General features: G+C 73.4%; 12 protein-coding genes. 4 read left to right on the top strand and 8 right to left on the bottom strand.

Annotated elements, in window-relative coordinates; translation table 11 throughout:
* The first annotated feature begins 568 nt into the window (after positions 1 to 568).
* Positions 569 to 1,453 (top strand): S1 family peptidase, encoded by an 885-nt coding sequence (locus NRK68_RS07780; RefSeq protein ID WP_257855428.1) that lies wholly within the window; start codon positions 569 to 571, stop codon positions 1,451 to 1,453.
* A gap of 97 nt (positions 1,454 to 1,550) precedes the next feature.
* Positions 1,551 to 2,030, top strand: coding sequence for a hypothetical protein (locus NRK68_RS07775; RefSeq protein WP_046780577.1), 480 nt, complete (start codon positions 1,551 to 1,553; stop codon positions 2,028 to 2,030).
* An 81-nt stretch (positions 2,031 to 2,111) separates the two neighbouring features.
* Here the strand turns inward: NRK68_RS07775 and NRK68_RS07770 are convergent, their stop codons facing one another.
* From NRK68_RS07770 to NRK68_RS07735, 8 genes are all read right to left on the bottom strand, one after another.
* On the bottom strand, positions 2,112 to 3,020 hold the full coding sequence (locus NRK68_RS07770; protein WP_257855426.1) for a DUF4231 domain-containing protein: 909 nt from the start codon (positions 3,018 to 3,020) through the stop codon (positions 2,112 to 2,114).
* Between the two features lie 64 nt (positions 3,021 to 3,084).
* Positions 3,085 to 7,086 carry an FxSxx-COOH system tetratricopeptide repeat protein gene (gene fxsT / locus NRK68_RS07765; protein ID WP_183069343.1) on the bottom strand — a complete coding sequence of 1,334 codons (4,002 nt, stop codon included), beginning with the start codon at positions 7,084 to 7,086 and terminating at the stop codon, positions 3,085 to 3,087.
* Complete coding sequence (locus NRK68_RS07760) at positions 7,070 to 8,461, bottom strand: TIR-like protein FxsC (protein WP_257857792.1); 1,392 nt, start codon at positions 8,459 to 8,461, stop codon at positions 7,070 to 7,072. Before NRK68_RS07760 ends, fxsT begins: the two co-directional genes overlap by 17 nt.
* A 43-nt stretch (positions 8,462 to 8,504) precedes the next feature.
* Complete coding sequence (locus tag NRK68_RS07755; RefSeq protein WP_308296086.1) at positions 8,505 to 9,389, bottom strand: AAC(3) family N-acetyltransferase; 885 nt, start codon at positions 9,387 to 9,389, stop codon at positions 8,505 to 8,507.
* Positions 9,386 to 11,638, bottom strand: coding sequence for a radical SAM/SPASM protein FxsBH, inactivated beta-hydroxylase extension form (gene fxsBH, locus NRK68_RS07750; protein ID WP_257855424.1), 2,253 nt, complete (start codon positions 11,636 to 11,638; stop codon positions 9,386 to 9,388). The genes NRK68_RS07755 and fxsBH overlap by 4 nt, the downstream gene beginning before the upstream one ends.
* A gap of 28 nt (positions 11,639 to 11,666) precedes the next feature.
* A complete protein-coding gene (fxsA, locus tag NRK68_RS07745) occupies positions 11,667 to 11,831 on the bottom strand; it encodes an FxSxx-COOH cyclophane-containing RiPP peptide (RefSeq protein ID WP_063838172.1) in 165 nt (54 codons plus the stop codon).
* A 342-nt stretch (positions 11,832 to 12,173) separates the two neighbouring features.
* Positions 12,174 to 13,076, bottom strand: a complete 903-nt coding sequence (locus NRK68_RS07740) for an alpha/beta fold hydrolase (protein WP_183069345.1) — start codon at positions 13,074 to 13,076, stop codon at positions 12,174 to 12,176.
* 406 nt (positions 13,077 to 13,482) lie between these two features.
* Positions 13,483 to 14,499 (bottom strand): YhgE/Pip domain-containing protein, encoded by a 1,017-nt coding sequence (locus NRK68_RS07735; RefSeq protein ID WP_257855422.1) that lies wholly within the window; start codon positions 14,497 to 14,499, stop codon positions 13,483 to 13,485.
* 163 nt (positions 14,500 to 14,662) lie between these two features.
* Between NRK68_RS07735 and NRK68_RS07730 the strand changes: the two genes are divergently transcribed.
* Both NRK68_RS07730 and NRK68_RS07725 read left to right on the top strand, forming a co-directional pair.
* Positions 14,663 to 18,220 carry a DNA polymerase III subunit alpha gene (locus NRK68_RS07730; RefSeq protein ID WP_183069347.1) on the top strand — a complete coding sequence of 1,186 codons (3,558 nt, stop codon included), beginning with the start codon at positions 14,663 to 14,665 and terminating at the stop codon, positions 18,218 to 18,220.
* Positions 18,217 to 19,221 (top strand): DinB/UmuC family translesion DNA polymerase, encoded by a 1,005-nt coding sequence (locus NRK68_RS07725; RefSeq protein ID WP_257855421.1) that lies wholly within the window; start codon positions 18,217 to 18,219, stop codon positions 19,219 to 19,221. Before NRK68_RS07730 ends, NRK68_RS07725 begins: the two co-directional genes overlap by 4 nt.
* Positions 19,222 to 19,414: the final 193 nt, after the last annotated feature.

The raw sequence follows: 19,414 nt of genomic DNA, 5'->3' as shown, positions 1-19,414 counted from the left end.
CGGGCCGCAGGCGTTTTCGGCCTTGTCACCGCGGGTGTCGAGCCCCTCCGGGGCGCCCCCGCGGCCCCGCCGCCGGGGAGCCCGCCGCCGTACGCCCGCGACCGTACCGGTCACGTGGCGCAGACCCGAGGGTGCTCATACGGCCGCGGCGGCAGGCCGCCCGTCGCTCCCGGCGCCGTCGGGCCCGTGGCGCGGACCGCCGTCGGCGACGTCCCGTACGGGGTCGGCCGGCGCCCCTCCCGCCGCCCGCAGGCCGGCATATCCGGCGCGCGGGGCGCGATCACCGCGGAGCCCGACCGGGCTCCGCCGCGCCGCCCGACCGCGCCTTCACGGACCCCTTCCCACGGCCTTTCCCCCCACCGGGGAGCACGCCGCCCCCCACGGTGAAAGGCGGCGGGCGAAGGCCGAAAGCCGCTCTTGCGACCGGTATCCGACGCCAGGACACTCCCGACAGCGCTTGTCAGGGACACGGCCAAAGTTCATGCGCCCGTCGTGCCCCCGGCTGCGCCTCACGGGCCCTGGCACCCCCACGACCGCCGGCCCCCGACCCTCTCCAGGAGGACGAGAAGTGAGGATCAAGCGCACCACCCGTAACAGGCTGCTCGCGGTGGCCACCGGCCTGGCCGCCGCCGCAGCGCTCGCCGCCCCCACCGCGGCGAGCGCGGACCCCCAGGACGGCGGCTTCAGCGCCGACCGGCTCGCCTCCGCCGGCGCCTCCGTCCTGCGGGCCGACGTCGCGGGCACCGCCTGGCACGCCGACCCCGCCACCGGAACCCTCGTGGTCTCCGCCGACTCCACCGTCTCCGCCGCCGCCATCGCGAGAATCAAGCGCGAAGCCGGGACCGACGCCGGGGCACTGCGCATCGAGCGCATCCCGGGCAGACTCACCAAGCTCGCCTCCGGCGGCGACGCCATCTACGCCAACAGCTGGCGCTGCTCGCTCGGCTTCAACGTCCGCAGCGGAAGCAACTACTACGCCCTGACCGCCGGACACTGCACCGACGGCGCCGGCACCTGGTGGACCAACTCCGCCCGCACGAACGTCCTCGGCTCCACGACCGGGTCCAGCTTCCCCAACAACGACTACGGCCTCATCAAGTACGCCAGCAACACGCCCACGCCCCCCGGGACCGTCGGCGGCCAGGACATCACCAGCGCCGTCAACGCCACGGTCAACATGTCCGTGACCCGGCGCGGCTCCACCACCGGCACCCACAGCGGCCGGGTCACCGGCCTCAACGCCACCGTCAACTACGGCGGCGGCGACATCGTCTACGGCATGATCCGCACCAACGTGTGCGCCGAGCCCGGCGACAGCGGCGGCCCCCTCTACTCGGGCACCCGCGCCGTCGGCCTCACCTCCGGCGGCAGCGGCAACTGCTCCTCCGGCGGCACGACCTTCTTCCAGCCCGTGGTCGAAGCGCTCAACGCCTACGGGGTCAGCGTCTACTGACCGTGCCCCGTGCGCCCCTGCCGGCACCCTGGACGTCCTCCCGCCTTCTGGGAGGATGTCCAGGGCGGCCGTGTCCACGGGGGAAGCAGGTTCCTGCATGAAACGCATCGGCGTGACCGGGCACCGGTCCCTTCCCGACTCGGTGCTCGGCCATGTGGAGAACGGCCTGCGGGCCGTACTGGACGGCCACGAAGGCCCGCTGGAGGCCCTCTCCAGCCTCGCCGACGGAGCGGACCAGCTGTTCGCGGCCATCGCACTCGAATGCGGCGCCGACCTCACCGTGGTGATCCCCAGCGAGGACTACGAAGAGGCCTTCGAGGGCGCCGAGGCACTGGACCGCTACCGGCGCCTCAGGCTCCGCGCCACCCAGGAGATCCGCATGGACTTCGCCCGCTCCACGGACGAGGCCTACTACGCCGCGGGCACCTACATCGCCGACTCCTGCGACCGGCTCGTCGCCGTCTGGGACGGCCGGCCCGCCCGCGGCCACGGCGGCACCGCCGAGATCGTGGCCTACGCCCGGGCCCTGGGCAAGCCGGTCACCGTCCTGTGGCGCGAGGGCGTGACCCGGGACTGAGCCACGCCCTCCCACCCGCGACCGGCACCTCTCGACCGCTGTGCCGTCTGACCGCTGTGCCGGATCAACCGCTGTGCCGTCTCAACTGCTGTGCCGAACCAGCCAGTCCGTGTGCTGCGGCGACACGTACCGCTCGGTCTCGTACACCGACGACGGCCACTGGACCTCGGTGATGGTCGTCTGCATCACGACCATCATCGCCGCCAGGTCCTGCTCGATCAGCGTGTGCGCCTCGATCAGCGGATGGTGGCGGCGCACCTCGTTCCAGGCGATGCCGGCCGCCGCCGCCGTGCTCAGCAGCCCGGTCAGGCCCGCCCCCGGGCCCGAGCCGAACGTCCTCAGCAGCGCGAACAGCAGCGCCAGACAGGTCAGCAGGACGATCGTCCACGACCACAGGCGCGTCGCCCGCCGGGACACCTCCGTCCGCCGCCGGTACCAGTTGCGCTGCTCGATCAGCCGGTCCCGTACATACGTCTCGCGCCGCACGTGGTAGTCCCTGCCGCGCAGCCGCCGCATCGCCCCGGTGATCTCCGCACCCTCCGGCACCGCGCCCGCCGTCCGCGGATCCTCCCAGCCCATCTTCCGCAGCTCGGCAAGACCCGCCTCCAGCCGCGTCCGGTACGTCTCCCCGGGATCGGCCACATCACTGCCGAACGGCGCCCCGTGCACCGCGTACCGCCAGGCCAGCGACTTGATGAACTCCGCCGCACTGCGGTTGAGCTGCCACTGCGGCCGGGCCCGGCGCCTGGTCGCCCGCATCCCCACACCCAGCACCGCCGCGTACGAGACCACGCTCAGCAGCCCGAACAGGTGCAGCGGGCCGAGCTCCGGCCCCGGCGGCAGGGCGGCGGCCCCCGCGGCCGCGACGAGCAGCAGCAGCTGCGCCCGCGTGGCATGGGTGGACTCCCGCTGCCGGGAGACCGCCGCCTGGTCCGTGTGGTGGAAGAGGGCCGGCAGGTCCTCGTTTCGAAAGGTCGTACTGTCGGTCACAACGCCCCCCTCGTCTCGGGTGGCGGGCGGCGGGGACCGAGGGCCCCCGCCGTCCTCCGTCGGATCACACGGCGAGCGGCTCCAGGTCCCGGTGGACCCGCCGCTCGTCACGCGCGTACCGGGTCAGGCTGTGGTCCTCGCCGAGCAGCCGGGTCAGCTCGGACACCACCTCGGCGCGCAGCCGGGCCGCCTCCTCCTTGCGGCCCATCGAGTCCAGGCTGATCGCCATGTTGGAGCTGCTCGCCAGGGTCTCCGGATGGTGTGCCCCGAGCGCCTCGCGCAGCCGCAGCACGGCGAGCCGCTCCAGCTCCAGGGCACCCTCCGGATCACCCAGGTCGGCCCGGGTGTTGGCCAGGTTGAGATGCGCGAACACCGTGTGCGGGTGGTTGTCGCCCAGGACGTCCCGCATCAGCCGGATCGTCTGCCGCAGCATCGCCTCCGCCGGCTCCGCCGCGCCCGTGCCCCAGTGGAAGACCGCCAGGTTGTTCACGGCCGCCAGCGTGTACGGGTGCCGCTCGCCCGGGACCTTCATGTACTCGTCGACCACCTCCTGCGCCAGATCCCGCGCCCCGCCCGGGTCCCCGGTCGCGAACAGGTCCGAGGCCAGGTTCAGTTCGCAGGAGAGCAGGTCCGGATTGACCGAGGTGTACTTGGCCCGGTAGCGGGCCCGGGTGGCCGTCGTCAGCCGCAGCGCGTCCTCCAGCTGCCCGGCCCGGCGCAGCGACACCGCCAGGTTCTTCGCGGCCGACAGGGTGCCCGGGAACGCCCTGCCCAGCGTCCGCTTGTAGATCTCGTACGTCCGGCTCAGCAGCTGCACCGAGTCCTCGTACCGGCCCACCTCGCGCAGGTCGCGGGCGAGGTTCTGCGCGGACGACAGGGTGTACGGGTGCTCCGGGCCGAGCACCTCCGTGCGCAGGTCGTACACCTCCGTGTCGATCTCGCGGGCCCGGGTGTACTGGCCGACCAGCCGCAGGTTCAGCGCCAGGTTGTTCGCGGCGGCCAGGGTCCGCGGGTGCGCCTCGTGGAAGATCTGGCTGAAGCCCTCGTGGGCGTCGGTCGCCAGCTCCATCGCCTGCCCGTACTGGCCCAGCGCGCCGAGGGTGTTGGCCAGACCGCTCATGGTCATGTACGTGTGCGGGTGCGAGGGGCCGAGCACCGCGCGCTGCCGCTCCAGCGTGACCTCGTCCAGCTCCTTCGCCTCCACGAACCGGCCCTGCGAACGCAGGATGTTCGACAGGTGGAACCGCAGGTACAGGTACTGCAGGTCGTCGTTGCCGAGCATCTCCTTCCAGGCGTCGCGCAGTTCCTCGCCGAGCTGGTAGGCGGCCTTGAAGTCGCCGCGCTTCCAGAGGTAGCGGACCCGGTCGATCAGCAGCCTGCGCGTCTCCGGCTCCTTGCAGTACCGGGCCTCGGACGGGGTGAGGTGCGACCAGATGGTGTTGAACCGCGGCCAGGTCTCCGGGTTGTCGATCGGCTCGTCGTCGTCCGGGCGGGCGCCCGCCAGGATCCGGTGGACGGCGTGCCGGGCCTCCCGCTGATCCTCCTCCGGCATCTGCGACCGGATCACCGCCTGCACCAGCCGGTGCACCTGGATGCTGTTGCTGACCTGGTCCACCTTGGCCAGCGCGAAGCGGCCGATCTCCCGGATCACCCGGCCCAGCACCAGCTTCTCCTGGAGCGAGGCGTCGTACGGCTTGAGTGCGTCGATCATCTCCTTGCTGTAGAGCAGGTTCGCGGAGATCGGCTCCGGCGCGAGGAAGGCGCACAGCTGGAGCAGCCGGACCGCGGCCGGGGAACGGGACTGGAGCCGTTCTATGGAGATGTTCCACGTCGCGGCCACCGGCTCCGGATATCCGGGCGGCTGGTTCAGGCCCAGCACGCTCGCCGCCTGCTGGGCCAGCTGCTCGATGTACGCGGCCACCGGCGTCGCGGTCTCCGCGATCCAGGCGCCCGCCTGCTCGACGGCCAGCGGCAGGTCGCCCACCGCGATCGCCACCTGCTCGGCGTCCTCCTTGGTGAGCCCCGGGGCCCGCCGCTGGAGGTGCTCGATGGACTCCTCGCGCAGGAACACGTCCACCGGCAGCGCGTCGCCGTACTGCGACCAGGACTGGTTGCGGGAGGTCACCAGCACATGGCCCGGACCGCCCGGCGGGAAGAACCGCTTGAGGGTCTCGGGATCGTCCGCGTTGTCGAAGACCAGCAGCCAGCGGGAGGACGGCACCCCGCGCCGCAGCAGGTCGATGGCCTCCTGGGAGGCGGCCGCCATGTCCTCGCCGGTCTGCGCCCCCAGCCGTACGGCCAGTTCCGCGAGCGCGGCCACCACGTCGTCGGTCTGCTCCGAGGAGATCCACCACACCAGGTCGTAGTCGGCCATGAACCGGTGCACGTACTCCAGCGCCACCTGGGTCTTGCCGACGCCGCCGAGGCCGAACAGGGTCTGCGGCTGCGGGAGCACCACGGCCATGCCGCCGCCGAGCTGGTCGCGCATCCGCTCCAGCACGATGCTGCGGCCGGTGAACCCGGGATTGCGGGGCGGAGCGTTCCAGATCTTCGGAACGGTCCCCGGGAAACGGGGGCCGGGCTGCGAGGCGCTCGCCACGCTGTCGGGCAGGGCCATGGGCCGCTCCACCGCACGCAGCAGGGCGGCGGTGGCGTGCACCTCGTCGAGGCGGAACAGGTCCACCGGGTTGCGGTCGATGTACGGCGTGGACAGCCGTACGTCACCCACCCTCAGCGGCACCAGCTGGCGCCGGCCCCCGGTCGGGTCCTCGGCGGCCGCCCGCTCCCACACGTCCACGGCCCGCGCGGACTTCAGGTAGGCCGTGGAGAGCAGCACCACGGTCCGGGCGGCGGTGTCGACGCTGATGCCCGTGCCGCCGCCCAGCGTGTCCCCGCCGGACCCGGTGCCCGCGGCCGGCGCCGGGCGCTCGGCCGAGACGTCCTTCGGCACCACCCGGAAGCCGGCCCGGGTCAGCACCGACTCGATCCAGTCGGCCCACATCCGGTTCTCGGCGACGTACGACAGGAACAGGTCGGCCGGCAGCGCCGGGCGCCGCCGCGTGAAGGCGTCCCTGATGCGCAGACGGACCTCCTCGCCGATGGCGGGCATGGAGGTGATCTCACCCTCGGTGACCACGGCGGTCAGCCGCTCGAAGGCCGAGAGCAGGGAGTTGGTCAGCCCCGCCTCGTCGCCGAAGGTGGCCAGCGTCTCCTCGTAGGCGTAGTACGGCCGGTAGGGGATCTCCACCGCGCCCCAGTAGGAGGTCAGCTCGTCCCCGACCAGGCCGCCCGGGAACCGGTCGAACTTGATCCGGGCCAGCGCCCGGCCCGCGTCGGCCTTCTCCTTCTCGCCCTCGTCGATCCGCATCGGAACGGGATAGATCTTGATGCCGCGGTCGTTGAACCGCTCGTCGATCTGACGGGCGACGGACGCGGCACCGTCGATGGACTGGTCGGACAGCGTGAAGCAGTCGACGAGGACATCCGGCAGATGCACGGTGCAGATGTCCGCGATGTCGGACAGGCCCGTACGGCTGTCGATCAGGACGTAGTCGTAGTTGCTCTTCATGTCGGCGCGTAAGGCGTCGAAGAACAGCCCGCCGCCGAGCCGGTCGTAGAAGTTGTCCCAGTCGAAGGTGGACACCGTCGCCGAGTACTCGCGGTTCTGCCGGCCCGCCGAGACGAAGTCCAGGGTTCCGCCGTCCGGGAACTCCCAGCCCAGCGTCTCCGGAGTGAGGGAGACGGCGTGCGGCTGGATCCGCGCGTAGTCCTTGTGCCAGTCGTCCGCGCGCGTCACCGGACTGGTGGCCGCCCACGCGTACTCGCTGATCAGGTCGATGACCCCGGTGGTGGCCCCGAGCGTCGACGGGTCCAGGAACGGGTGGAAGAACCGGTGCAGGCCCGGCGCCTCCAGGTCCCAGTCCACCGCCAGGACCCGCTTGCCGTTGGCCGCCAGGATCCAGGCGGTGTTGGCGAGGGCCATGGTGCGGCCCGTGCCGCCCTTGTACGAGTAGAAGGTGACGATGCGTCCGTCACGGCCGTCCCTGCTGTCACGACTCGCTGTCATCCGCGTCCCCCCGGTCGGTGTCGTTGCTGTCGTTGCCGTCGTTGTGGCCGCCGAACGTGTCGGGCGGGAAGGGCGCCCGCGGCGGGGCCGGAGGCCCGCTCATCCCCATCGGCCCCAGCAGTCGAGGGCGTTCGGTGTGGGTGCTGCCGGCCGGCAGGTAGACCTGGGCGTGCCTGAGGAACTGCTGCGCCGCGGCCTCGACCACCTGCGGCAGGATCTGCCCGAGGGTCTCCATGTTGGCCACCCCGTTCGCGGCGGCCCGGCAGGCGGCCCGGCCCTGGCCCATCTTGACGGGCAGCGTCTCCTCCAGCCGCCGCGCCAGCTCGGTCTCCTTCGCGCGGCTCTGGTGGTCGTAGCGGTTCCACGGCACGACCACGTTGACCCACGGGCGGGACTCCTGGTCGAAGGCGGCCAGCCGCTGGCGCCGGTGCTCGTCCTCCACCACCCAGCGGTCGACGATCAGGATCTCCGGCCGGGTCGGGGGCTGCTTGCTGTCGTAGTGCCCGGCCTCGTCGTCGAAGGAGCCGATGCTGGTCTGGTAGTTGAGGTTCTTGACCAGGTCCTCGGCGACGTAGGCGATGGGCCGCTGCGCCACCGGGTGGTACGGGTTCCACTCCAGCGCGTTGTCCCCGTAGTACTCGGGGCTGCGGCCGTCCGGCAGGTCGTGCCGGGAGGCGGCGGCGACGGTCACGTGCAGGGTGCGGGCGGGACTGCCGCCGCCTGTGGGGCCGAAGGCGCTCGGCACCCCCCGGTAGTCCAGCGGGCGGACCGGTTCGAGCCGGACGGTCTCGGCGACCCGGACGATGCGCTTGGCGAGCTCGTACACGGCCCGCTCGTACTGCTCGGCGTAACCGCGCAGTTTGATCAGCCCGTACAGCCCGTCGGTGACGTAGCGCTCGCCGAAGGTGTTGTGGTTGAACTGCAACCGCTCGGCCGGACCGGGGAGTTGCGAGGGAGGCACCGGCACCCATAACGCGGGCACGATGGCCTCGGCGGGCTGGTTGCTCAGGGCCCCCTGATGGATCGCCCGCTGCGCGAAGGCGTACCACTCCTTGCCGCACATCTCACTGGCGAAGTACCGCGGCGAGAACAGCGGGACGAAGACCCGGCAGGTGGCGAGCGCCGCCCCGAGCCGCTCCGACCAGCCCTCGCCGCTGCGTATCTCCCGGTCCATGAAACCGGCCTCGGCCCCCGCGGGCAGATCCGTCAGCGCCATGACATGGCTGCAGAGATCCCGGAACAGGCGCTCGACCCACATGTCGGGGTCGGGCCCCCCGGCCCCGAATCTCGGTGTATGCGCATAACTGAGAAAAAAGTACGGCTGCACTGATGCGGGCACACGCCCCCCGTCCCGAAGCTGCGAGCGAAGAAACATCATTCCGGAGCTGCTTCGCCACATCCCCTCATCGTTCAGTCAATCAGCGTCTGTTTTCGGTCATCCAGTCAAGGGCGTGGTCAACGGCTTCCGGGACGGAGAAGAGCATGCACGACGCCGCTGCGACCCGCCCCCTGCGCACCCGCGAATCCGGGAACGCCCTGCCGATCTCCGCGAAGTCACGGTCGTCCAGTGCGACGTCCTCGTATGCGGTCCACTCCCCCTCCTGGCGGGACCCCTGATGACCCTCCGGAAGGTTCACCTTCACCACACACTCGTACATGCGCAAGGGGGGCTTCGGAATTCGGTACTCCGCGAGATGGAAAGCGGTGCAAACGGAAAACCCCACATTGATCATGAGTACCTGTCCGCCCTCCCAGCACAGCTTTCCCAGGGGTGTCTCCTCCCCCAGGTGGCTTTCCAGGCGGTGGCCCGCACAGAGCCGCTCCGCGTCCGCGCCGAGCGCGGCGAAGGAGGTCTGCGGGTGGGAGCTGCGCGCGGCGCCGGGCGCGGTCCGGACGGCCTCCGCGAGGGAGCCCATGCCCTGGCTGGGGGTGCTCGCCGGGTCGAAGGGGGGCATCCGGTCGACGAAGGCCCGCACCTCGGCCTCGTCCATCCCGGCGATCCGCTCCAGGTGGGCGCTGGACGTCCTGGAGTTCTGCGGGGTGAACGCCGGCACCACCAGGGTCCCGCGCGGGCCCAGGACGCCCCTGAGGGCGTCACGCAGCTGCTCCGGGCGCAGTCCGGTCCCGCGCAGCGAGGCGTGCACCAGGAGCCGCATCCCGGGCCGTACCCCCAGCAGCCGCAGCTGCACCGCGAGCTGCAGGGCGCCCGTGGTCCGGCGGCCCCGGCCCGGGCCCGCCGGGGAGGGCGCCGGGGCCGGGGAGTGGGCGTGCGAGTGGGAGTGGGCGTGGGAGTGTGCGCTCACGCGTCGACCGCTTTCAGTTCGTAGCGCAGCTCCGCCACCAAATGCTTGCCGGTGACCGTCAGCTCGGCCGCGGCCGAGAGCCGGTCCAGCGCCTCGTGGATACGGTCCGCGCCGCCCGGCTCGGGACCCGCCGTCGCCCGCCGGTACGCCTCCACCGCCACCCGCTCGTGCACGTCGGCCAGCAGCCGCGACACCGGCACCGGGCGCGACCGCCACGGCGACGGATGCTGCCACTGCCCGTCCAGCGCGTACAGGTCGGCGACCTCGGTCAGGGCCCGCAGCCGGGTCCGCCGCCGACCGGTCAGCAGCGCGAGCGCGGTCTCCCGTACTCCCGCCGCGTACGGCACCCCGAGCGCACCCGGCCCGTGCCGGCCCGCCTCGCCCCAGCCGCCGGCCCGCGGGCCGCCCGCGAGCGGGGTCAGGGTGGTCAGCCCGGCCGCCGCCGCCCGGGCGAACCCGGGCACCGCCTTGTGCAGCAGGGCCCAGGCCCGGTCGAGCCTGCCCCGCCACTCCTCGGTCTCGCCGGCGCCGAGCCGCAGCCGGGGCGGGCGGGGGAAGCAGTTGCGGTACGGGTCGAGGTCCTCCAGCGCCACCGGCGCCGTGTCCGGGCCGGGCGACCAGGTGCGTACGGGCTGCCAGCGGGCGTCGCCGGCCGCCGGCCCGAAGCGGTGCTCGGAGCGGCCGTCCCGGGCGGCGTAGCCGTCGTCGGTGACGCGCAGCGAGGCCCGGCCCTGCGTGCCCGGCTCCCCGAGCCGCAGCAGCCCGAGCGTCGGCAGGTACACCTCGCCGTCCCGGTAGGCCACCTCGGCCGGCAGGTCCAGCCCGCCGCGCAGCACCGCCGCGGCGGCCAGCGCGGTGAGCCGGCGGGCCGCCTCCGGGCCGCCGGGGCGGCCGTCCCGCGCGGCGTCCAGGGCCGCCAGCACCCAGGTCCGGGTGAAGGGGTGGTCCAGTACGGCGTCCAGCGCGTCGGCGCCCGCCTCTCCGGCCCGCTCCACGGCGGCCACCAGCTCCCAGGCCTGCGCCCAGTCGGGGTCGCCGGCCAGGTCCGCATTCAGCCGGGCCAGCAGCATCCGGGTCAGCTCCTCCTGGGAGCGGGCCAGTTCGGCCGGGTCGCAGAGCTGGGGAGCGGTCTCCCGGAGCGCGGTGCGGCCCTCGACCCCGTCCACGAGTTCGCGCAGGTCGGTGCAGTACACGGAGGGGTTGTCGAAGCCGTTGCGGTCGCGGTACCGGTGGGTGTAGAGCCCGCCCCCGCACGAACGTACGACGGGGCAGCGGCGGCATGTGTCGCTGACGCCCGCGAGGCCCAGTTGCCGGGCGCGGACCCCGGGATGGGCCGCGACCTGGTCGAACGAGTGGTCGAAGACGTTGAACCCGGTGGCGGCGGCCCCCTCGAAGGCGCTCTTGAGGGAATCCACCTGCTCCAGGGTGCCGTCGGTCTCGACGACGACGAGGTCGGTGGGCGCGAGGCCGAGCGACTCGGTGAGGCTGGGGCCGCCGCGCAGGGTGGACAGCAGGGACTCGAAGAGCCGTACGGGCACCGGGCGGCCCAGCCGCTCCCAGTGGTCGAAGATCCGCAGGAGCCAGCGGGCGTAGGCGTCCGGCTCCCCGTCCGGACGGGCGGGGGGTGTCTCCCAGGTGGCGTGCGGAAGGAGGAAGTCCACCCGCGGGGGTTCGAGTTCGACGAGCGCGTCGAGCACGGCGACGGGGTCGTTGGCCACGTCCACGGTGCAGAGCAGGCCCTGGTAGAGGTGGCGGTAGGGCGCGGAGCGCAGCCGCTCGACGGCGGCGAGGACCAGCGGATGGCTCGTACGGCCGTCGGCGAAGCGGCGGTGGCGGTCGTTGGCGGCGCGGTCCCCGTCGAGGGAGATGCCGACCCGGACGCCGAACTCGGCGAAGAGGTCGAGGCAACGGGTGCCGAGCTGGAGCCCGTTGGTGTGGATCCGCAGGTCGAGGGCGGCGATCCCGGAGAGCGCCCGGCTGAACTCCTCGCAGACGAGTCGGAGCCGGGCCGTGCCCGCCAACAGGGGTTCCCCTCCGTGGAGAATCACCGTGACGGAGGGGAGTGCATGGTCACGGGCATGTTCGGCGAGCCTGGACGCGGTATGTGAAATAACCTCGGGGGAGATCACTTTCGGCCGGGCCCGCCAGCTCTGATCTGCATGTTCGTAGACGTAGCAATGATCACAAGCGAGATCGCATCTGCTGTGAACTTTCAGGACGATCTCGCGAAATGCGATCAGGCCGGTCATTTGGCCAGTCTAGAGCTCTCGCTCCGCCTCAGAGCGCGGAGTTGAAGATCGGTGCCTGAACCGGACGGCCGGATGCGGCCGGGAGCACGCGACCGAGCGTCGTGGCCGCGGACGCGGTTTCGACGTCGATCTTGGCGAGCGGGACCCGGCGGGCCTTGACCGTGCTGGTCGGGGGGGTTGCGGAAGTGTTCACGACACCGTCCTCGGGGAAGTCAGTGGAATGGGCATGTGAATGACAACAGCGACGCGCTGCCGTCAAGCGTGGACTTTACTCGGCCACACCCCATTGGCAACCGAGACATGACGCCTGGTCAACCGTTCTATAGCGAGTGCGGCGTATTTCCCGAGGTGGCTTGTTCGGCCGTTCGCCGGACGGCAAGATCCTTTTCTTTCGGCGGTGCACGGGAGGGCCGCCCCGGAGGCCCGGCCGGGGCTCGGCGTGACACTGTTCGAGGTGCTCGCCGTAGCGGCGGGGCGCACCTCGCCGGGGGCCGGGCGGGGCCCCTGGGGGTGCTGCGGGGAGGCCGAACGGCCGTTACGCGGGCTGCTGTTCGCTGAGTGGCGGGGTCGGGAGGTCGCGCAGCAGCCAGTTCAGTACGTCGGGCAGCGCGCGCAGGGCCGCGAAGTGGGCTGCGGCCGGCTCGATCGTGGTGGTGGCCCCGGGGATCCGGCGGGCCAGCCAGCGGGAGTGGCCCACGGGGGAGAACACGTCGAGCTCCCCGTGCCAGATCAGTACCGGGCAGCGGATGTCGGCCGGGTCGAAGCCCCAGGGGCGGCTGAAGGCGAGGACGTCGTCGATCCAGCCGTACGCCGAATGGCGCAGCCCCTCGCGGTAGTTCCGCAGCAGCATCGACCGCAGCCCGGCGTCCGAGACGATCATGCGGTCGTTGTCGGTCAGTTCCCGGCGCAGCTCGTCCAACAGCCGTCCCGGATCCTTGCGGATGCCGTCGGCGCGCGGGATCAGCCGGGCGGCCAGTTCCTCGGGGTCGGTGGAGGCGGTGGTGTACTCCCGGACGTTCGACGCGGCCATTCCGGCGAACCAGTCCAGGTCCTCCGCGTCCCGGGGGGCCAGCCCGACCATCGCCGCGGTGCGGGTGACCCGCTCCGGCAGCAGCGCGGCGCAGGCGAGGGCGCCGGCGGCGCCTCCGGAGCGGCCCGCCACCGCGAACCTGTCCAGACCGAGGGAGTCGGCCACGGCGGCAACGTCATGGGCCACGTCCGCGACGGTGCGGCCCGGGTGACGGTCGGAGCCGCCGTAGCCGGGTCTGTCGTAGGCGATGAGCTGCATCCGGCGCTGGTAGAGGACCATGCCCCGGGGGGCCGGGCCCAGGCGGCTTCCGGGCATGCCGTGGAGCAGGAAGACGGGCTTGCCCTCCGGATCGCCCCAGCGCTCCACGGTCAGAGCACGCCCGTCCGCTGTGCGCACCTGATGGCGCACGCGCTCCCTCCCTCACGGTCGGTGTGGATCGGTGTGAGTCGTCACGGCGATTGTGCTCGCTGGGGGAGGAGTGCGGTAGGGCGCACTCAGGGGGCAATTCCGGTGCCGGCCCCCGCAGGCGCACGCCGCCGCCCCCGCCGCCCGGCTCCCGCCGGTGGTGCTGGGGCTCCGCCCCGGGCCCCGCGCCTCAAACGCCGGCGAGGCTGAGTTTGCCGCTGCGCGGCTGGGCGGTGGGGTGCGGCGCCCCGGCGGAAGCCGGCTCGGCACGACAAGGCCGCACGCGCCGGGCCGAGGAGACACCCCTGCCCGGCCCCCCGACCGCGCTCCACCGTGCCCGTATCCCGCCCCGCAGGACGATCCGGACCCCGCGAAGCAGCCCCGGACCCGCCGAGCAACCCCGCAGGGGTTACGTCGGGCGGCCTCGGCGGAGGGTGGCGCAGGCCAGGGTGATGGCTGAGCCGGCCACGGCCCAGGCGCTCAGTACCAGCATCGGTCCGCCGGCCCCGTTGCCGCTGAAGTAGGTGATGGAGCGCGCGGCGTACGTGCCGGCGCCCGGCGGCAGGGCCGGGCCGATGGTGCTCCAGAACGGCGGCAGCAGCGGGTACGGGTAGGCACCGCCCGCGCTCGGGTTGCCCAGGACCACGATCACCAGGATCGCCAGGCCGATGCCGATCACGCCCGCCAGCCCCTGGAAGGCGAGGGTGATCGCGCCGACCGCGAAGACGACCAGGGTGCCCAGTCCCCACAGGCCCCAGATGCTGCCGGGCAGCGCGTCCAGGACCGGGCCGGCGATGACCGCGCCGAGCAGTCCGGCCGCGAGCGCGTACACGAGCAGGGCGCCGAGCCGGATGACGGCGCGGTGTGGGTTGGCGGGCCGCGCGCCGGAGCTGATCGCGAGGATCGCGGCGCACAGGTAGCCGCCCACGCACCAGCCGATGACGAGGTAGAAGGAGCTCAGGCCACGGCTGTCGCCCTCGGCGGCCGGGGCCACGTCGGTGACCCGCAGGGTCCGCCCCTGGGCCCGTTCGGCCGCGCCGACGACCTCCTCCAGGGCCTGGGACAGCGAGGCTCCGGCGCCCGAGGCGACCAGCAGCCGGTCGGTCCGGCCGGCCGGGGCGATGATCAGCGCGCCGTCCACGTCCCGGTTCTCGACCTGGGCGCGCGCCGCGGCCTCGCCCTCGACCACGCGGGGGTCGAGCGGGTCTCCCGGCAGGGCGCCGAGCTGTTGCGCGGACCGCTCGGCCACCGGCGCGGCGGGCGCGGTCACGGCGATGGGGATCTCGCTGGGCTTCGGATGGTGGAAGGCCCCGATGTACGAGGTGATGAAGGCGAGCTGGAGCGCCAGTACCCCCAGGACGAGCAGCGCCGCCCGGGTGGTCACGGCGTCCTTGATCTCGGCGAGGAAACCTTGGGACGGGGTCATGTCTCACACGCTCGGCGTGCGCGGGGCGGGCCGCAGCAGGGGCGGGCCGAACGGATGACCTCGTCGCACCCCGGTGATCGAACATCTGTTTCGCACGGGTATTCGAATTGCTCTATGGTGGAGAGCGGGGGTGGTGTTCTACGAGCGAAGCAGGAGGCCGCGGGTGCCTGGTTTTACGCATCTGCACACCGTTTCGGGGTTCTCCATGCGCTACGGAGGCTCGCACCCGGAACGGCTGGCGGAGCGTGCCGCCGAGCGGGGCATGGACGCCCTCGCCCTGACCGACCGCGACACCCTGGCGGGCGCGGTCCGGTTCGCGAAGGCGGCGGCCGAGGCGGGCATCCGGCCGCTGTTCGGCGTGGACATGGCGGTGCCGCCCGCCGGTTCCCCCACGGCGGGCCCGGCCGGGCCGGGGGGCTCGACCGCGTCCTCCGCGGGCGGCGGTCCGGGCGAGGCGTCGTACCGGCGGCGCACCCCCGTCAAGGGCGGGGCCTTCCTGGACGAGTCCGCCGCCCGGGCCGTCTTCCTGGCCCGGGACGGGGCCGCCGGCTGGGCCGAGCTGTGCCGGATGGTCACCGCCGCCCACGCCGGCGCGCCCGAGGTCCCGCTCGTCCCCTGGGACGCCCTGCGCGGGGAGGGTGTCTTCGTGCTCCTCGGGCCCGGCTCCGAAGTGGGGCGGGCGCTCGCCGCGGGCCGCCCCGACCGGGCCGCCCGGCTGCTCGCGCCCTGGCGCGAGGTCTACGGGGACTCCCTGCGCCTGGAGGCCGTCCATCACGGCCGCACCGGTACCGGCCCCGGCTCGCTGCGGCTGGCCGCCCGTACCGTCGGCTTCGCCGCCGAGCAGGGCGTCCCGGCCGTGCTCACCAACGCCGTCCGCTACGCCGACCCCGGCCAGGGCCCGGTCGCCGACATCCTCGACGCGGCCCGCCGCCTGGTCCCCATCGACCGCCGCGGCCCCCTCGACACCGGCGAGCGCTGGCTCAAGGCCCCCGCCGCCATGGCCGAGGCCGCCGACCTGATCGCCCGGGCGGCCGGCCTCGGCCCCGCCGACGCCCGCCGCCTGCTCGCCCAGACCCGGCACACCGCCGAGGCCTGCTCCGTGGACCCCGAGGACGACCTCGGCATCGGCTCCGTGCACTTCCCCGAGGCCCGGCTCGTCGGCGCCGCCCACCGCAGCGCCCAGCGGGTCCTCACCTCCCGGGCCTCCGCCGGCATGGTGCTGCGCGGCTACGCGGGCGACCCCGCCTACTGGGAGCGGATGCACCACGAGCTCGACATCATCGCCCACCACGGCTTCGCCTCCTATTTCCTGACGGTTGCTCAAGTGGTGGACGACGTGAGGGAAATGGGGATCCGGGTGGCCGCCCGGGGATCCGGAGCGGGTTCCCTCGTCAACCACCTGCTCGGGATCGCGCACGCCGACCCCGTCGAGCACGGCCTGCTGATGGAGCGCTTCCTGTCCAAGCGCCGGCGGGTCCTGCCCGACATCGACATCGACGTGGAGTCCGCCCGGCGGCTGGAGGTCTACCGGCGGATCATCGACCGGTTCGGCGCCGAGCGCGTCGCCACCGTCTCCATGCCCGAGACCTACCGGGTCCGGCACGCCGTCCGCGACGTCGGCGCCGCCCTGTCCATGGACCCGGCCGTCGTCGACCGGCTCGCCAAGGCCTTCCCGCACATCCGGGCCCGCGACGCCCGCGCCGCGCTGGAGGAGCTGCCGGAACTGCGCGACGTACGCGGGGAGTCGTACGGGCGGCTGTGGGAGCTCGTCGAATCGCTGGACGCGCTGCCGCGCGGGATCGCCATGCACCCGTGCGGGGTGCTGCTCTCCGACGCCTCGCTGCTCGCCCGTACGCCCGTGGTCCCCACCAGCGGCGAGGGCTTCCCCATGTCCCAGTTCGACAAGGACGACGTGGAGGAGCTCGGGCTGCTCAAGCTGGACGTGCTGGGCGTACGGATGCAGTCCGCGATGGCCCACGCGGTCGCGGAGATCCGGCGCGGCACGGGGGAGGAGCTCGACCTGGACGACCCGGCGCAGGTGCCGCCGGGCGACCGGGCGACATACGAGCTGATCCGTTCGGCCGAGACGCTGGGCTGCTTCCAGATCGAATCGCCGGGCCAGCGGGACCTGGTGGGACGGCTCCAGCCGGCGACCTTCCACGACCTGGTCGTCGACATCTCCCTCTTCCGCCCGGGTCCGGTGGCCGCCGACATGGTGCGGCCCTTCATCGAGGCCCGGCACGGGCGGGCGCCGGTGCGCTTCCCGCACCCGGACCTCGCCGACGCGCTGCGCGAGACGTACGGGGTGGTGGTCTTCCACGAGCAGATCATCGAGATCGTGGACGTCATGACCGGCTGCGGGCGGGACGAGGCGGACCGCGTGCGGCGCGGGCTGTCCGACCCGCCGTCGCAGGCGCGGATCAAGGTCTGGTTCGCGGCGAAGGCCGCCGAGCGCGGCTATCCGGTGGAGGTGATCGCCCGTACCTGGGAGATCGTGGAGGCCTTCGGCAGCTACGGCTTCTGCAAGGCGCACGCGGTGGCCTTCGCGGTGCCCACCTACCAGTCGGCGTGGCTGAAGGCGCACCACCCGGCGGCCTTCTACGCCGGGCTGCTGACCCACGACCCGGGGATGTACCCGAAGCGGCTGCTGCTGGCGGACGCCCGGCGGCGGGGCGTTCCGGTGCTGCCGCTGGACGTGAACCGGTCGGCGGTCGCCCACCGTATCGAACTGGTGTCCGATGCGGGTGGTGTGTGGGGACTGCGGCTGGGGCTCGCCGACGTCCACGGCATCAGCGGGGCCGAGGCGGCCCGGATCGAGTCCGGGCAGCCGTACGCCTCCCTGCGCGACTTCTGGGACCGGGCCCGTCCCGGGCGCCCGGTCGCCGAACGGCTCGCCCAGGTGGGCGCCCTGGACTCCTTCGGCGCCAACCGGCGCGACCTGCTCCTGCACGTGACCGAACTGCACGGCGCGCAGCGGGCGGCCGGCGTGCGCGGCCCCCAACTCCCGCTGGAGGGAGGCCGGTCCACGGCGTCCGTCGGACTGCCCGACCTGTCCGACGCGGAACGGCTCAGCGCCGAGCTGGGCGTCCTCGGCATGGACACCTCGCGCCACCTGATGGGCGACCACCACGCCTTCCTGGCCGAGCTGGGAGTGATCCCGGCGCGCCGGCTGCGGGAGGCCGAGCACGGACGGACCGTCCTGGTCGCGGGAGCCAAGGCGGCCACCCAAACCCCGCCGATCCGGTCCGGGAAGCGGGTCATCTTCACGACGCTGGACGACGGCACGGGCCTGGTCGACCTGGCCTTCTTCGACGACAGTCACGAGCGGTGCGCGCACACCGTCTTCCATTCCTTCCTGCTGCTGGTACGAGGCGTCGTGCAGCGCAGGGGCCCGCAGAGCCTGAGCGTGGTCGGGGCGGCCGCGTGGAACCTGGCGGAGCTGGTGGAACTGCGCGCGACAGGCGGCCTGGACGCGGTCGCGGCCCGCCTCGCCGAGCCGCCCGGCAACGGCACCGGCGGCGGCACCGGCGAACCCGCCGCCCCGGGCGGGGACGCGGCCGGCGACGCGGCCGGCGGGGAGCCGCCGGCGAAGGGGCCCGGGCGCACGATCCGCATGCCCACGGGGTACGAGATGAACCCCTGGGCGGACCTCCGGCCGCCGGGCACCGGCCCCGCGACCGGCCGCAAGCTGTGGCACTCCAGCCCGGGGAGCGCGGGATGAGCGCCACCGGGAACGCCGTGCTGTGCCTGCGGCTGCACCCCGCCGGCGGCGGACCGCTCGGGGCGCGGGAGTACGCCGGGGTGCTCGCGCTGCTCGGCGGGATCACCCCGGCCGTGCAGGCGCTGCCGCCGGACGCCGCCCTCGCCGATGTCGGCGGCGCGCTGCGCTACTTCGGCTGCGACGCCCGTCGGCTGGCCGCCCTGATCCGGGTCCGGGCCCTCGCCCTGTACGGCGTGGACGCCGCCGTCGGCGTGGCCGGCAATCCGATGCTGGCCCGGGCGGCGGCCCGCGAGGCCCGCCCCGGGGGAACCGTGCTGCTCCCCGAAGACCCCGCCGCCGTACGGGCCTTCCTGGCGGACAAGCCCGTCACCGCGCTCGACGGGGTCGGTCCCAAGGCCGCCCGCACCCTGTGCTCCTACGGCCTCGATTCCGTCGGCCGTGTCGCCGCCGCGCCGCCCGCCGCCCTGCGGCGGATCCTCGGCGCCCGGCTCGGCCGCGAGGTGCACGAGCGCGCCCTCGGGATCGACCGGACCCCGGTCCGGCCGGGCGCGGCCGCCCGCGCCCTCGCCGCCGAGCGGCTCTTCGACCGGGACGAGCTGGATCCCGTACGGCACCGGCGGGCCCTGCTCTCGCTGACGGAGGAGCTCGGAGCGAAGCTTCGTACACAGGAGGGCGGGCAGGTGTGCCGCGTCCTGTCGCTCACCGTGCGCTGCGCCGACCGCACCACGCTCACCCGGACCCGCACCCTGGCCGAACCCACCGCGCACTCGGCGGCCCTGACCGCCGCGGCCTACGCCCTGTACGAGGGCCTCGGCCTGCAACGGGCCCGCGTGCGCGCGCTGTCCCTGCGGGCCGAGGAGCTGATCCCGGCCGGACGGGCCGCGCGGCAGCTGAGTTTCGACCCCGAGGACGAGAAGGCCCGCCGGCTGGAGGCCGTCACCGACCGGGTCCGTACGCGCTTCGGTCCGCACGCCATCGCCCGTGGCACGTTGGCCGCCTGACGGACGGACGGACGGACGGACGGTCGGACGGTCGGTCAGGGTCGGTCGTCCTGTCCGGCGCACAGCGCTTCGGGCGACACACGAGTTTTTACCGACGCGTAACTTCCCTGCCTTGCTACTGGCCCGTAATTTAGCGGCAGCAGCGCCCTCTTGTGATCCGGATCACGGGACGAATCCCCACGCTCATCCCCTT

It is taken from the genome of Streptomyces yangpuensis (assembly GCF_024666385.1).
Taxonomy (GTDB): domain Bacteria; phylum Actinomycetota; class Actinomycetes; order Streptomycetales; family Streptomycetaceae; genus Streptomyces; species Streptomyces yangpuensis.
This window is presented reverse-complemented; position numbering and strand designations above follow the sequence as displayed.